Here is a 14,860-nt window from a genome sequence, read left to right as displayed (position 1 = left end):
CTCATTTACAAGTCATAAAAATCCTTCTAATTGCTACACCTTCGTCAAAAACAGTCATTTGAACCTATTCAATAATCCGACTCAAAACCTTAAAATATAAAATGTTGAGTTTTTACAGGAGATATCACATCATAAATTACAAGTTTCTCCTCTCAACTTAGTGTCATTTTTACTACTTGAAGCTGTGCGACCTTTGAAACGCACTGAAGTATTGACAGTACTTTCGCTTCATTCTACAGTAAAAAACATACAGTATTTTTCTTTTTGTGCAAAAAGAACGATATGAACTAAAGCTTTCCAATGAAATTCATCATAAACCCGAGGAGGAAAACACGTCATGTTTAAAAAGAAATTATCCCTGTTTCTTCTGATCTTGTGTGTCACTGTTGTCGCTGCTGCTTGTAGTGGTGGAAAAGAAAAGTCAGCTGCAAAGGAAAAAGATACAAAATCCCTTGATGCAGCAGAGGTAAAGGTAGAAAGTGCTGAATACACATTGCCACCTCAATACGATACATCTGTACAGGATGATCAGTATGTTCTAAAAGTGAATGTATCTGTAAAAAATATCAGCAAAGAGCCTCTAAATGTTGATAAAAGCAACTTCACGCTTTACCAAGATGACGCACAGGTGTCTACGATCTCTCCAGATGACTACAACGAAGTATTATCTTCAAGCTCTCTAAATGCAGACAAAGTATCAAAAGGCGGTCTTTTCTTTGTTGTTGACAAAGACAAAGACTATCAGCTTGTGTACAATGAGCCAGGCAGTGGTTCTAAAAAAGATGACAAAACACTAGAGTTCGATATTAAAGGGAAAGACTTAATGAAAAAAGCAGATACACTTCAAGCATCTGCAAAAGCTCTTTCTTCTTATATTGATGTGATGATTTTTGGTAAGAATAACGACGAGTTCGAAAAACTAACAGGTGATAACAAATCAACCGTTATCAACGAATTTGATAAATCATTCAAACAAGGCTACATCACGTCATCAGGTATTTCTTCTAGCTCAGCGAAGGACGAAAACCTTGATAAGCTTCTAAAAGCTGTAAAAGAAACATTAGCTGAAAAATCAAAAGTATCAACAAAAACAAAAGCCATCAGTGGCGATAAAGCCGTTGTGACTGTGACCCTTACACCAATTGATGCAAGCCCGCTTGTCGATCGTTTAAAAGAAAAGGCGACTGAGTTCTACAGCAAAAACCGTACAGCGTCTTATGATGAAGCACAAAAATATTTACTCTCGATCTACCCAGAAGAGTTCAAAAAATTAGGACCATCCTCTTCTGAAGAAACAGTAGAAGTCAACATGAAGAAAAATGACATCGACCAATGGAAACTTGATTTGAACGATTACAAAACAAGCTCATTAGTTGAAAAGTTCATCAAGAACTAAAGAAAAACCCCCGGAAAACGGGGGTTTTTCATTTATCGTTTTTTCGGTTGATTCCTATATTTGATTCCGAAATACAGCCAAGAAAGTAAGATACGGTCTATTACGAAGGATTTTCTTTTGCCGCTTCATACTCTTTTATCACCTCAACCGGATCAACAGCATCCTCCTCTTGTGCGTATTCCTCTACATAAGGAGTGGTTAATTTCTCAAACCTTTGCTCATCGTCTACTAAAGCAATATAAGTTTCGTATCCTTCAAAATCAGATGGATATAAATGTGCAACGGAACTGCCCGTTTCTAACGCTTCATCTATTGCTTTTCTTAATTCCAATAACCCTTTCCTGTTCCCCAAAATAAACGCTTCAAAATGGTGTGTTTGTTGAGCATATATATTACATAACTCTAGCACATCATCGTCATCTGTTTGATAAGACATACACCAATCACCTCTTTAATCAAATTAGGATAATAATGTAAGTTCTCTTCTATTATGCCATTTCTTTAACCCGATCGTGAACCTCTTTTATATGAATCTCTGGATATAAAAAAACTTGTAGAATAATCTACAAGTTTTACTTTCTTTATTTCGCAAGCATCCATTTCTCTTTCATAAACAAGCTTCTCACGATGACAAACAAGATGACGACTGCGAGGGCTGAGGAGCCGAGTGTCAGAGTGATGGACATCGGATCGATGATGCCAAACATCAATTGCTTACACAATGCATGAATATTAAGGAATGGGACAGCAAAGTAGTACGTATCTAGCTGCGTAGCACCTGCTCTCATGGTAAAGAACATTGGGATCACACCTAATGTAATGATCATGGACATGTACGACTGCGCTTCTTTGACTGAGCCTGAAATGACACTGAGTAGCAGTTCAATCATCGATACCATGAATGAGAAGATGATAAGTGCCGCAAACATGACGGCGATAATGCTCCACATTTGATCACCAAAGTTCAGTGCTTGTTTTAGCTTTTCTGTAAAGAGCAGCGTGGATAGAAGCAGCATACCGATTGCTACAATTCCACTTAAAATACCAAACATAGAGACAGCAAGCCATTTTCCTATGAGAATATGAAGTCTGCTGGCAGGTGTCAGGAACAACGCTTCAATGGATTTCCGGTCTTTTTCACCCGCTACAATATCAAGCGCAGCTGGCAAAGCTCCTGAGATAACGGAGGTCACCAAAATCATCGGAAGGAGAATCGACAAAAGCATAGCGGTCATTCCATTTTCCCCTTCATCGCCTTCTTCTACATCAACGGCCTGCACCTGAAATGGATGAATAACAGACGTATTAATTTGATCAGCTGCTAAACGCTTTTCTACGACTTGGTTTTGATACAGCTCCAGTAAGGATTGCAGCATTTGAACCGTTATGACAGAATCATCATCTGTTGTGTACCCATGAATTTTAATCTCAAATGATTTTTGATGCTGAAGCATGTCGTCAGCCTCTTTCGGCATTTCCAGGTAAGCATTCGCCTTCCCTTCTTTGACAGCTTGCTGCGGGTCATCAAATGTTTCAAGCGTGAGGTTTTTGACCTCTTTGATCATTTGATTCATTTCAGTTGGAAGCTTTTCATTGATTGCGACCGTATAGGTTTCATCCCCTGGATCTGCAATCATGCTTTCATAAAAGAACACCAGTCCAAGCATCGTCAAAAGAGGAATCAGCACTGTTAAGAGTAAGGTTTTTCGGTCCCTGAGTGCATCTGTCATTTCTTTTAAAAATACGGTTTTCCACATTATGAAATCCCCCTAGCGAGCTTCGACATAAAGATATAGTTCAAGTCATCACTTTGTTCCTGTGTATATAATTCTGGAAGTGTCCCTTTGTACACAAGCTCTCCTTGATGAATCATCATGACACTGTCACAAAGCTGGCTGACTTCTTCCATGATGTGGCTTGAAAAAAGGATGGTTTTATTTTGCTGCTTGAGCTGATGAATAAAGTCTCTGAAAATATTACTTGATGTGATATCCAAGCCTGTTGTCGGCTCATCAAATAAGATAATGTCAGGATCATGAATCAAGGTTCTGGCAATTGCCACCTTTTGTTTCATTCCTCTTGAGAATCCTTTCACCTTGCGATCCATATATTGTCTCATCCCAAAACGCTTTGCCAGATCCTCTATTCTTGCTTTGATTTCATGCTGATCTAAGCCATATAATTTGCCAAAGTATTCAAGATTTTCTCGTGCCGTCAAACGATCGTAAAGCCCTGTCTCACCGCCAAACAAAACACCAATTCGCTTTTTCACTTCAGTTGCTTCTTTCACCGTATCAAAGCCTGCGACAGTGACTGTTCCGTGCGTAGGCTCTAATAATGTGGCTACGGCGCGCAATAATGTGGTTTTTCCTGCACCATTTTCTCCTAAGATGCCAACGACTTCCCCTTCCTTCACGGAGAACGTCATGTGTTTCATTGCTTTCACGACTTTTTTCTTATCTTTAAACCAGCAGCTGCAATCGCTGAGAGTAATCATTTGGTTCGCCCCTTTCAACTTTCTAAGTCTATGATAGAAAAAATAACGCTTCCCTGACATAAAAATGTCGCGAAACGTCCTTTTTCTGTCTTGAAATGATCTATTTTAAAAAAACAAATGGTAAAATAGACAAATAATAAGAAGAGTCACAGGTGATTTTTATGATAAAAGTAGGTCTCGTTGATGATTACCGAATAGATTTAGAAAAGCTGCATGCCATTGTAGGCAGAATGGAGGCTGTAGACATTGTCTTTGTCACGCAGTCAGCAGAGGATGCATATAAGAAGGTCAAACAGGGAGACATTGATCTGTTGTTCGCAGACATTGAAATGCCCGGAATGTCCGGTTATGAATTAGCGGATCTCATTCACTCTCACGCACTGAATGTCGATGTTGTATTTGTGACAGGAAATAGTGGATATGCGGTCCATGCGTTTGATTTAAATGTTCATGATTATATTATGAAGCCCTACCAAGCCGATCGAATTGCCAAATCCTTAGATCGCTATCTGTCCACCAAGCAGGAGAAAAGCATTCATGGACGGCTTCTCATTAAGCAGCAGTCAGATATTCATGTGCTGCAAAAGAAGGATGTCATTTTTGTTGAGCGAACAGGCCGGTCAACCACCATTGTCACAACAACAGGAGATATCCAGACATATCAGACATTAAACGAGTTAAAGGGCGATCTGGCTGAAAAAGATTTTATCCGCTCCCACCGATCGTTTATCATCAATATTCATTACATTAAGAACTTCTCGGCGTATGCCAAAAATTCGTTTATCGTGTCTTTTGAAGGTACGGATAAAAAAGCCATGATGACCAAGCAGCAATTAGAATACTTTAAGAAATACTATTTTTAAGGAGAACGAACGTGAACGCTTTCTATCTTGGATTCCGCATTTATATTCTCATATGGCTAGGTCTTGCGTTTCTTGCAGCTGCTGAAGCTTTTCTGCCGCTATCATCAGGAGTGCTGTGGCTCCTCACCTTTTGTGTGATTTGTCTTTATACATTCTTCATATACAAAAGGTTTTTGCCTCATGTGAGTGATTATGTGATGCTGGGCGCTTTTGTGCTCTTCACCTGTGCAGGTCTTTCCCTTTTTCTGACGCAAGGAAATGGGCTGAGCTCTCTTTTGGCTTTGATGATCATCATGACAGCAGATATCCTTTCATTGAAGATGATGCAGACGGAGAGACGGTTAAATGGACGGCTTCAAGAGCTGATCAACGCAGAATCAAGAACCAATGAATTGCTGCTTGAGCTGCGCAGTAAACATCATGAAACAGCTAGACATTTAAATGCCTTTTCCACGTCGAACGACGAACATGAGATCAAGGATTTGATTCAGCAATACGTGAAACATTTCCCATGGATTAAAGGAGAAAATGCTTATTTGGCCTCAACCTTGCACCCCTTTTTTGAGCGGGCTGAAAAAGAGGACATTGCCCTTTCACTAGACCTTCAAGCACCATTTTCATCGCTTCCCTTTTCTAAGGCGGATCAGGTTAGTTTTACTGGCAACCTTCTTGATAATGCCCTAGATGCGGCGATTGAAGCGAAGCAAGCCGGGAACGAGGGAAGCATCTCAATCACGACCTCTATTCGGAGCGGGCTCTTTTTAATCCATTGTGAGAACAGCACAAAAGGAATGGAAAAACACGTGTTAGACCATTTGTTCAAAACCTATGGCCGCTCGACAAAAGGCGGCGATCATCAAGGAATGGGGACGTATATCATTCATCAGCTTGTTGAAAAGGCAGACGGTACACTTGATTTCACTTACCGTTCTCCAAATTTGCGGCTCGTCATCAAAATCCCCCTCACGATGTCATAAAAAAAAAGGTGCAGCTAGGCACCTTTTTTATGTTAAGAGAAAATGTGATCAATTTGATTGATTTCCTCTTTTGTTAATTGAACATCGTTTGTTTTTAAGTTTTGCAGAACTTGCTCAGCTCGTTTTGCACCTGGAATGATGGCGTCGATGCCGTCCTGCGCTAAAAGCCAAGCCAGTGCGACGTGTGCCGTTTCAGCGTTCTTTGATTGTGCAATTGCCTTCAGCTTGTCTACTTTTTCGAGGTTTTGAAGGAACGCCTCGCCTTGGAAAAGCGGGTCTTTTGCTCGAATATCATCAAATGTCGCATCCTTCGTAAATTTCCCAGTCAACAGGCCTGACGCCAACGGGAAATACGGAATAAAGGAAATACGATGCTCGACACAGTATGGGAGAAGATCCTGCTCTGCCTCACGTTTCAGCAGAGAATACTCCGACTGAAGCACGTCTAAGTAGCCATCTCGATTAAAGGCTTGAAGCTGTTCGAAATCAAGGTTTGATGCACCAATTGCCCTGATTTTTCCTTCATCCTTCAATTCCTTTAATGTGCCTGCTACTTCTTCCAGCGGCGTCCGGCCGTCCGGGAAATGCATATAGTATAAATCAATATAATCTGTTTGCAGTCGTTTCAGGCTATTTTCGACCTGCTCTCTTAAAAAGTCCCGGCTGTTATCCAGTTCAATTTGTCCGTTTACTTCTTTATGAGCCCCCTTTGTCGCAAGGACAAGGTTTTCTCTGCCGCCTCTTTTGGCAATGATCTCACCGATCAATTCCTCTGAACGGCCCAGCCCATAAATAAAAGCAGAATCTAAGAAATTGACACCTTGATCAAGAGCCGTCTCCACAAGCTCTCGTCCGGCATCTTCACTCAGGTTCGGGAACAAATTATGTCCACCTACCGCATTCGTACCAAGCCCTATCGGATTCACCTGTAAATCAGTTCGTCCAAGCGTTACCTTTTTCAAAAGCTCATCTCCCTTATCCGCTTAATCATCCTTATTTTCCCATGAATCCTTTTCAACATTCAAGTATCCTGCTCTCTGAAAATTAACTGGGAGGTGGACGGTGAGAAAATAAATGGACATATAGTCATCTCTCTGAAAGCATTAACACCTCCACTTCAAAATTTTTACCTAAAAAACATTTAAAACCCATGATAAATCTATAAATTAATTCTTATTAACTAGTATATTAGACTTACAAAATTCCTTTTATTAAAGATGTTTGTGTAAATTTTTTTCAAAGATAGGGACTAAAACCTATTCCTCATCATGATCGAATTTCGATAGAATGAAAAGTGCAAATCGTCATAAGGAGATTTTCCCCTGTAACACCCGAATATACCATCCTATCTGTTTCTTTTTTCATAGTCAGATAGCGGGAATGAAATGACGAAAGAAAAGCAAAGGAGCATCAACTGTGAATCTAAAAAAAATAAGTGCACTCCTCATGATTTCATTCGTGATGATCATCTCTGCAGCCTGCCAGAGCTCAGCAAAATCAAGCAACACTGATCAAAAATCAACAAAAACAGCAGAGGTAAAAGTCAACAGCTACGAATATACGTTACCAGAAGACTCAACAACTACGCTAAGAGACAATGAATTGGTACTAAAAGTCAACCTGACGATTACAAACAAAGGTGACAAGGCTCTTTCATTATATAGCTCTGACTTCTCCCTTTATCAGGACGATGCCAAAGTAACTGATTTAAAATTTTACGGCAGTAAAGACCGTCTTGACCTCGGTTCATTGAACAAAGGCAAATCACAATCAGGTGCTCTTTATTTCCTAGTAGACAAAGGGAAAAAATATCAGTTCGTGTACCAAGACAGCATCAAGAAAAACAGTGATTCGATTGAAATCAACCTAGATGGAAACAAAATACTGGATACAGCGAAAAAGCTGGATAACCCTGCAAAGGCGCTATCCGCTTATACCGATATGATTGTCTTTGACAAAAAGAACGATCAGTTTGCAGATTTAACGGGTGACAACCAGTCAGATGTCGTCAATAAATACCACGACATGTTTGTGAAAGACTTCAAAAGAAGTGCCGGCATTTACGGAAATGAAGTAAGTGACCGTGATATTCTGTCTATGTACAAACGTATTCAAAACACCATGAAGGATAAAGCCAAAGTAGAAACAAGTGTAAAAACCATCTCTGATGACGAGGCGAAGGTTGTCGCTAAAGTAACAGGCCTTGATGCTTCTAACTTAAAAGACAAGCTAGACAAGCAAAGAGACGAGTTTTACAACGGCAAGATCCGCTCTAAAGAAGAATTGTATAAGAAAAGCTTAAACATGTACGCATCTGAATTCGAAAAGCTTCCTCCAGTCTCCAGCCCAGCTGAATACGAAGTGAAAATGAAACGTAATGGGGATGGTCAGTGGAAAATTGACCTCAACGATTATAATACATCGCAGTACATGAGCGGTTTTATTAAAACAAGATAATCATGAACTAAAAAAAGACGCTGGCCCATGAAGGTGCCGCGTCTTTTCTTATGCTATACAGTCGCCTCTTGCTCTTCTTTCACCGCTTTTTCAATATCTTTAAAACGGCTCGATACAGTAGACGCACTAATGCCATACTTTTTCGCTATTTGCGCTTGAGAAAGCGGTGCATCGCTTGCAAGTGAATGAATGTAATATTCGATTCCCGCAGCAAATGATGCCGCTTTACGGATTACAGGTGATTTCTGATCACAATAGGCTTTCCACACAGTTAAAGCGCCATCAGTCAGGCTTTGGTCCCCGTGTTCCTTCATTCCGTCTTCAATCAGCTTAGCTGTTTCCAGCTGAACATCACTTGCCCAGTCCATGCGATCTGCTGTTAGACCTGTATCGCCTTCTGTTTGAGCAGATGTTTCTGATTCTTCTACTTCTTGCTTCGCAAACATGCACTTCAGCACGTCAGGGAATGATTCTCTCATAAATGTGCTGCGCGTTCCTCCATTTGCCTCATATGCTTCAACAAGCTGACGAACTTGAAGAAGAAGCGTATCTGTAAACTCTTTTGCAAACATCGTATATTGAATGAAAAACTCTGCTTTTTCTTCAAATTGAACAGGGAATCCAAGCACGAGACTTCCTTTTTCAGGAAGCACTGTTTGATCAGGTTTTACATCTACTTCAACCTTCTCAGCTGTCACCATATTCTCAAAGTAAAGAGACTCGTCCGTTTTTTCATTTAATAAAAGCAAAGATGGTTCCATGTCTGTCCATGATTGAACCACTTGTTTTGTTTTCGGACGGGTAATATCCTCTGCTTTCTTTGTCAGGAATTCTTGGAAGATGGTTTCTTTCTGATCCGTTAATGGACGGAAGAAAATGCCCCATACACTTAAATGGAAAACTGAAATTTGTTGCGTTTCTTTATCCATATCTGCAAGGAAAGAAAACTCATTAATGAATTGATTAATGGCTCTCTGATGCTTAGAGAAAGCATAGTTCATTAAATCCTTTTGAACTTGTACAGCTTCCTTAAACACAAGCTCAGACGTTTGTTCTCCGCCTGACTTTTGACCACAGCAATGTTTATATTTTTTTCCGCTTCCGCATGGGCAGAGCGCATTTCGTTTAATTTTTCCCAAAATAAAACCTCCGACATTCTAGTCTAACCTCACTATTTTAACAAACGATTGCACAGGAGAGTTTTATTTTCAAGAAAAAAGAAAAATCAGAATGATCAGTTAAATAACAAAGGTACATGAAGATCACGACAGATCATAGGAATAGCAGTCTTTTTCTGTTTATTTTCTCCAATCATTCCAACAGTTTTTCTTCAGCTCATTCCTTCAAATAACTGCTTTGCTTCAAAATAAAAGATTTGAACAAACTTCTTCGTATTGACTCTGCCTGTCGATCCTGCGGATGAAGAGGTCTTCTGCATTTCTTTCATTCTTTGGCTGACATCGGTAAAGTCAAAAAACTTCGACGCATAGTGCTCAAACTTAGGATTCGAGAAATCTGTTAATCCTAGTGAAGCAAAATGATTCAAGGAATGATGAATAGCGCGTCTAATCCGCTGCTCTGCTGCTTTCACTTCTCTCATCACTTCGACATCGGTTGCCCCATCATCCAGCTTCCTCTCCGCTGTTTTGATAAAGAGTTGCTTTAGCGGCGGGAAATTGACCTCATGAGAATTGGCTGACTGTGTTTCATGTAAGTAGATCAGGATCTCTAGTAAATCCTTAGATCCGCTCTCTCCGACAATTCCCAGTTCGGATAAGAGAAATTCCCCTGCCTCTTTCATTGTCCTTTTTTTCGCCCCAGCACCCGTCGTATCATGAGAAATTACAGGCTCTAACGGCAGCACATGGCGAAGGGAAGCTTGAATATCATATATCGATTTCTCCAGCTTAATACGCTCCATGACTTTTCGAATCACACTGACGATCTCAATTCGATTGACAGGTTTATGAATATAATATTCGATCCCTAATTCATAGGCTTCTGCCATCATCTCTTTCGCCTCTACTTGGGAAATCATCATGATTTTACCTTTGAATTCAGGGTGAATATGACGAATCGTTTGAATGCCGTCTCTAGCAGGCATTAAAAGGTCAATCAGAAGGATGTCTATTTTTTTTAGGTTCAATGAATGTGCTTCTAATCCAACTCCGTCATCGGCTTCATCCACGACCTCTCCTAAATCTTCATCCTCAATGATTTGTCCTAAAATCGAGCGTATTGCACGATCATCATCTGCAATGAAAAACCGCATACACTCACCCTCTCTGTATTAAATTTTGTATAGGAAGGATTAGCTGAAAAGCTGTTCCCTTTGTTTCTCTTTGTTCGATTTTAATTTGACCGCCAAGCTCTTTAACCAACTCTTTCACATAGGATAATCCAATCCCAGTTGATGGTGTTCCATATGCATCAAATTTAGAAGTATAGCCTGGATCAAATACAATTTCTCTCATTTTTTCAGGAATCCCCGGGCCATCATCTTCAATCCGAATCTCTATTTTATCATGACTTCCTTTTAATACGAGTGAGATCATTCCAGTATCCTTTATGGCTTCAACCGCATTTGCCATTAAATTATTAATGAGCGATAAGAAAATGAACACATGGTAATCATGCAAATGAATGCCCCTTATATCAGATGTAAAAGAGATGTTTTTCCCTAGAGATAACGCATATTTCTCTTGAATGCGGATGACAATCTGAACCAGCTCTTCAGCCTTCATATAGTCTTGCATATTTTCCTTAGAAATCAGCTTCGAAAGACCAGCATAAATACGCTGATTGTCCTTTTTCACTTCATGGATTTCTCCTGCGAGCTTCAACAGCTCCTGACTCACTTTCTTGCCTGCTTCGTGTTCATGCAGCAGACGATAAAGTCTGTATGATTCTTGCGTAATATGCTCTGTATGTTTTAACGTTTTCTTTAAATGAACCGTTTCTTCATATAAATTTGAAATGACCATCATCATATGCTCATTTTGTTTCATGATCTGCTTCTCTCTTGATTGTGCCTCGTACAGCTTCATCATATTAAAAAAGCTGATCACCACAAAGCTGTGAGCAAACGCAATGAGAAACATATCACTCAGCTTTGATAATGTCATCGTCGTATCAAACACTAAAAATTGTACAAACAGCTCAACAAAATCAGCTACTAATTCGATCATGAGACCAATGATCCCAATAAAAATAGAGCGCTGTTTAAAACGTCCCGTACGGACGGCAAAAAACAGGAAAGCATATGTAAAATAGAAGAAGAAACTTGGGAATTGCTGATAAAATGATGCAGCCAGTCCAGCATTATGCTGAATCAGATCTAAGCCTACTCGAAAAAGCACAATGGCTGCGCCTGTTAAAAACCCAGGCAAAAACGGTCTAGATTTCCTTAAGAGTAATAAACAAAAGAAAAACGCAGGTGCGCCAAAGCTGATCCGGAACGTCTCATTCACAGGATAAAACTTCAGTTCTCCTGCAAGCGGCACAATAACCACCATAAAAATTAAAATGAATGCGTCTTTTTTGACAAGCTGGTTTAAACTCAAATGACTGACATCCCTTCCCCTTTTTGCATAGCCACAGTATACAAGGAGACTCTTTTCTTCACAATGTGCAAAAAAATAATTTTCACGGCTCCTTCTTTCCCCAAAATCCTTTTTTATGACTATTCTCCGAGACGGCATGGTGACCTTTCAGCTATTCAGCGTTTTGGTGATTGTCTACAATAATGGGAATTGTTTAGACAATCATCGACAAACCGATTTTTATTTGTAAGTTTTTCTGTAGATTTTCGTCAGATTGTGTAGTTTCCAAGATAAATTAAATGAACAATTTTAGTGAAACTATATGTAAGCGTTTTCTGAATTTTCACTAAAAACCCTTTTTGTTTTTTCGCCGCCAAAGCCTTCAATTGAACATATATTTAGGTGTAAAGGAGTGGTACAAGCAGCGCATGACAAGTTCTTTGAAGATGTGTAACATGTTTTCGTGCCTATTTGATCGCATTTTTTGTCATCCGCCAATTCAATAGGGTACTTTTTGATTTTTGATTGGAGGAATCGTATGAAAACAGCAATTTCTAATAATACACAACACGCATGCCAGTCTTCTGTTGATCAATGGGCAGAAGAAATACGTCCGTATTACAAAAACGGGCAGAATGCTGGCTACATTCCAGCACTCGGAAAAGTGAATTCCTCTCAACTTGGTATCAGCGTGATAGGCCCAGATGGATCATCTGTACGATATGGTGATTGGGACGTTCCCTTTACCCTGCAAAGTATCTCAAAAGTCATCAGCTTTATAGCTGCCTGTTTAGGAAGAGGCGTTCCTTACGTCTTGGACCGGGTAGATGTAGAGCCAACTGGTGATGCATTTAATTCCATCTACCGCCTTGAGATGCATAAACCGGGGAAGCCCTTTAATCCAATGATTAATGCTGGAGCTATTACCGTATCCTCCATCCTTCCCGGAAAGACTTCTACAGAAAAGCTAGCATATATTTTCGATTTAATCGAAAACTTAATAGGAAAGCGTCCATCTGTTAATGAAGAGGTTTTTCAATCAGAATGGGCAACTGCGCACCGCAACCGTGCTCTTGCTTATTACTTAAAAGAAACCAATTACTTAGAATCAGATGTCGAAGAGACATTAGAAGTGTATTTAAAGCAATGTTCCATCGAGGTCACAACAGAGGACATCGCCTTGATTGGACTGATTATTTCAAGTGATGGCTACCATCCCTTTAAACAGGTCCAAGTCATACCAAAGGATATCGCAAGACTAACAAAGGCATTGATGCTGACATGCGGCATGTATAATGCATCTGGTAATTTTGCTGCTTTCGTAGGCGTTCCAGCCAAAAGTGGTGTGTCTGGAGGAATTATGGCTTGCGTTCCGCCAAGCGCAAGAAGAGAATTCCCATTTCAAACAGGCTGCGGAATCGGTATTTATGGTCCCGCCATTGACGATTGCGGAAATAGTATTACCGGTGTCATGATGCTGAAAAAGCTCGCCAAAGAGTGGGATCTCAGTATTTTTTAAAATGAACAGTCATGAATTCGAAGAGGTGATGTTATGAACGAAAAAGCTTTGCTATCTTATTTAACAAATACAAATGATTTTATTTGGACTTATATTGTGATTGCTCTGTTACTTGGAGTAGGGGTCTACTTCACATATAGAACTCGCTTCCTGCAAGTGAGAATGATTAAAGAAATGGTGCGTGTCCTGAAAGAAGGAAGAAAAGAAAAAGAGGGGATATCACCGTTCCAAGCATTTGCCATCAGTATGGCGGCACGTGTAGGAACAGGGAATATCACAGGGATTGCTATCGCCATTGCAATTGGTGGACCTGGGGCAATTTTTTGGATGTGGATCGTAGCCATTATCGGTTCTGCCTCAAGCTTTGTTGAAAGTACATTAGCCCAAGTGTATAAAGTGAAAGATAAAACAGGATTCCGCGGTGGACCTGCTTATTACATGGAAAAAGGGTTAAACAAGCGCTGGATGGGAATTTTATTTGCGATCCTAATTACAATTTCTTTTGGAATCGTCTTTAATGCGGTTCAATCAAATACGATCACCGTCGCTTTTGAAAACTCCTTTGGATTAGACCGTTTAACAGTCGGTATTGTAATGGCAGTTATTTTTGCAGCAATCATTTTCAAGGGAATCCAAGCCATTGCAAAAGCTTCTGAATACATTGTCGTTGTACTGGCTCTAGCTTATATCGGAATTGCATTCTTTGTTATTGTGACAAATATCACTGAACTTCCTGGTGTCATCAGTACGATTGTGAAACATGCCTTCGGGTTTGAACAGTTCGCTGGCGGAACACTAGGCGGGGCATTATTACAAGGGATTAAACGCGGTCTCTTCTCGAATGAGGCTGGTATGGGTAGTGCACCTAACGCAGCAGCAACAGCCGTGACAAGTCACCCTGTAAAACAAGGGTTAATCCAGGCATTTGGCGTATTAACAGATACGTTAATTATTTGTACGAGCACAGCCTTCCTTGTCCTATTCTCTGATGCGTACAAAACAACGAACCTGCAAGGAATTGAATTAACACAGGCTTCACTCAGTCAGCACATTGGGCCATGGGCCTCTGGATTCCTTGCTATCATGATTTTCCTATTCGCCTTTAGTACATTGATCGGTAACTATTACTATGGTGAAACGAACATTGAATTCCTTGGTGCCAACAAAATTTGGCTTAACATCTATCGAATTGCCGTTATTGGAATGGTTCTTTTCGGTGCAGTTGCAACTGTTCCTCTCGTTTGGGGTCTAGCCGATCTCTTCATGGGACTCATGGTCATCGTCAACCTCATCGCCATTACCATGCTGTCTAAGGTCGCCTTTGCAGCATTGAAGGATTATACGAGACAGAAAAAAGAAGGCAAGGACCCTGTCTTCTATAAAAATGCCGTTCCAAACAATGAGAAAATTGAATGCTGGGACGACGAACCTGCTTCGTTGAAAAAGAATCAAATCGGATAAATAAAAAAAGCTCTGGTCCTCGGGACTGACCCCATAAGATGAGACAAATAAAAAACACCTTCAAGTTTGAAAATGGATCGTTGTGATCCGAAATAAAACATGGAGGTGTTTTTTCTATGGGGACAAGAGTGAGTTATCCGGTTGAAGT

13 protein-coding genes are annotated in these 14,860 nt (G+C 40.2%); 6 read left to right on the top strand and 7 right to left on the bottom strand.

The window, feature by feature from the left end:
• Positions 1-337 precede the first annotated feature (337 nt).
• A complete protein-coding gene (locus C6Y02_RS14250; RefSeq protein ID WP_106031549.1) occupies positions 338-1,396 on the top strand; it encodes a DUF4352 domain-containing protein in 1,059 nt (352 codons plus the stop codon).
• A 100-nt stretch (positions 1,397-1,496) separates the two neighbouring features.
• Here the strand turns inward: C6Y02_RS14250 and C6Y02_RS14245 are convergent, their stop codons facing one another.
• The 3 genes from C6Y02_RS14245 to C6Y02_RS14235 all read right to left on the bottom strand — a co-directional run bounded on the left by C6Y02_RS14245 (position 1,497) and on the right by C6Y02_RS14235 (position 3,893).
• Positions 1,497-1,832, bottom strand: coding sequence for a hypothetical protein (locus C6Y02_RS14245; protein ID WP_106031548.1), 336 nt, complete (start codon positions 1,830-1,832; stop codon positions 1,497-1,499).
• Positions 1,833-1,977: 145 nt separating this feature from the next.
• Positions 1,978-3,153 carry an ABC transporter permease gene (locus tag C6Y02_RS14240; protein ID WP_106031547.1) on the bottom strand — a complete coding sequence of 392 codons (1,176 nt, stop codon included), beginning with the start codon at positions 3,151-3,153 and terminating at the stop codon, positions 1,978-1,980.
• The gene (locus tag C6Y02_RS14235) at positions 3,153-3,893 is read right to left on the bottom strand and encodes an ATP-binding cassette domain-containing protein (protein ID WP_024427223.1); all 741 of its coding nucleotides are present in this window, start codon (positions 3,891-3,893) and stop codon (positions 3,153-3,155) included. The genes C6Y02_RS14240 and C6Y02_RS14235 overlap by 1 nt, the downstream gene beginning before the upstream one ends.
• Positions 3,894-4,054: 161 nt before the next feature.
• Here C6Y02_RS14235 and C6Y02_RS14230 point away from each other — a divergent pair, with 161 nt between their 5' ends.
• A complete protein-coding gene (locus C6Y02_RS14230; RefSeq protein ID WP_106031546.1) occupies positions 4,055-4,756 on the top strand; it encodes a LytR/AlgR family response regulator transcription factor in 702 nt (233 codons plus the stop codon).
• Positions 4,757-4,767: 11 nt separating this feature from the next.
• A complete protein-coding gene (locus tag C6Y02_RS14225; protein WP_095285929.1) occupies positions 4,768-5,733 on the top strand; it encodes a sensor histidine kinase in 966 nt (321 codons plus the stop codon).
• 32 nt (positions 5,734-5,765) lie between these two features.
• On the opposite strand, the gene C6Y02_RS14220 is transcribed toward C6Y02_RS14225, so the two are convergent.
• Positions 5,766-6,695 (bottom strand): aldo/keto reductase, encoded by a 930-nt coding sequence (locus C6Y02_RS14220; protein ID WP_060595468.1) that lies wholly within the window; start codon positions 6,693-6,695, stop codon positions 5,766-5,768.
• 454 nt (positions 6,696-7,149) lie between these two features.
• Here C6Y02_RS14220 and C6Y02_RS14215 point away from each other — a divergent pair, with 454 nt between their 5' ends.
• Entirely contained in the window at positions 7,150-8,190 is a 1,041-nt protein-coding gene (locus C6Y02_RS14215; protein WP_034664272.1) for a DUF4352 domain-containing protein, read from the top strand.
• 53 nt (positions 8,191-8,243) lie between these two features.
• Here C6Y02_RS14215 and C6Y02_RS14210 read toward each other — a convergent pair whose 3' ends face one another.
• From C6Y02_RS14210 to C6Y02_RS14200, 3 genes are all read right to left on the bottom strand, one after another.
• Positions 8,244-9,329 (bottom strand): SEC-C metal-binding domain-containing protein, encoded by a 1,086-nt coding sequence (locus C6Y02_RS14210; protein ID WP_034664274.1) that lies wholly within the window; start codon positions 9,327-9,329, stop codon positions 8,244-8,246.
• Positions 9,330-9,520: 191 nt separating this feature from the next.
• On the bottom strand, positions 9,521-10,462 hold the full coding sequence (locus C6Y02_RS14205; RefSeq protein WP_095285925.1) for a response regulator: 942 nt from the start codon (positions 10,460-10,462) through the stop codon (positions 9,521-9,523).
• Between the two features lie 4 nt (positions 10,463-10,466).
• Entirely contained in the window at positions 10,467-11,753 is a 1,287-nt protein-coding gene (locus C6Y02_RS14200; RefSeq protein ID WP_095285924.1) for an ATP-binding protein, read from the bottom strand.
• 517 nt (positions 11,754-12,270) lie between these two features.
• On the opposite strand from C6Y02_RS14200, the gene C6Y02_RS14195 reads away from it, so the two are divergent.
• Complete coding sequence (locus C6Y02_RS14195; RefSeq protein ID WP_106031545.1) at positions 12,271-13,251, top strand: glutaminase; 981 nt, start codon at positions 12,271-12,273, stop codon at positions 13,249-13,251.
• A gap of 33 nt (positions 13,252-13,284) precedes the next feature.
• Entirely contained in the window at positions 13,285-14,712 is a 1,428-nt protein-coding gene (locus tag C6Y02_RS14190; RefSeq protein ID WP_034664280.1) for an alanine/glycine:cation symporter family protein, read from the top strand.
• Positions 14,713-14,860 lie beyond the last annotated feature (148 nt).

Origin of the sequence: Bacillus sp. NMCC4 (assembly GCF_002998555.1) — a bacterium.
GTDB lineage: Bacteria > Bacillota > Bacilli > Bacillales > Bacillaceae > Bacillus.
This window is presented reverse-complemented; position numbering and strand designations above follow the sequence as displayed.

Bases quoted from the DNA above. Each gene is read 5' to 3' on its own strand.
- C6Y02_RS14205 (WP_095285925.1), bottom strand. From the start codon at position 10,462: ATGCGGTTTTTCATTGCAGATGATGATCGTGCAATACGCTCGATTTTA.
- C6Y02_RS14190 (WP_034664280.1), top strand. From the start codon at position 13,285: ATGAACGAAAAAGCTTTGCTATCTTATTTAACAAATACAAATGATTTT.
- C6Y02_RS14235 (WP_024427223.1), bottom strand. From the start codon at position 3,893: ATGATTACTCTCAGCGATTGCAGCTGCTGGTTTAAAGATAAGAAAAAA.
- C6Y02_RS14250 (WP_106031549.1), top strand. From the start codon at position 338: ATGTTTAAAAAGAAATTATCCCTGTTTCTTCTGATCTTGTGTGTCACT.
- C6Y02_RS14230 (WP_106031546.1), top strand. From the start codon at position 4,055: ATGATAAAAGTAGGTCTCGTTGATGATTACCGAATAGATTTAGAAAAG.
- C6Y02_RS14245 (WP_106031548.1), bottom strand. From the start codon at position 1,832: ATGTCTTATCAAACAGATGACGATGATGTGCTAGAGTTATGTAATATA.
- C6Y02_RS14195 (WP_106031545.1), top strand. From the start codon at position 12,271: ATGAAAACAGCAATTTCTAATAATACACAACACGCATGCCAGTCTTCT.
- C6Y02_RS14240 (WP_106031547.1), bottom strand. From the start codon at position 3,153: ATGTGGAAAACCGTATTTTTAAAAGAAATGACAGATGCACTCAGGGAC.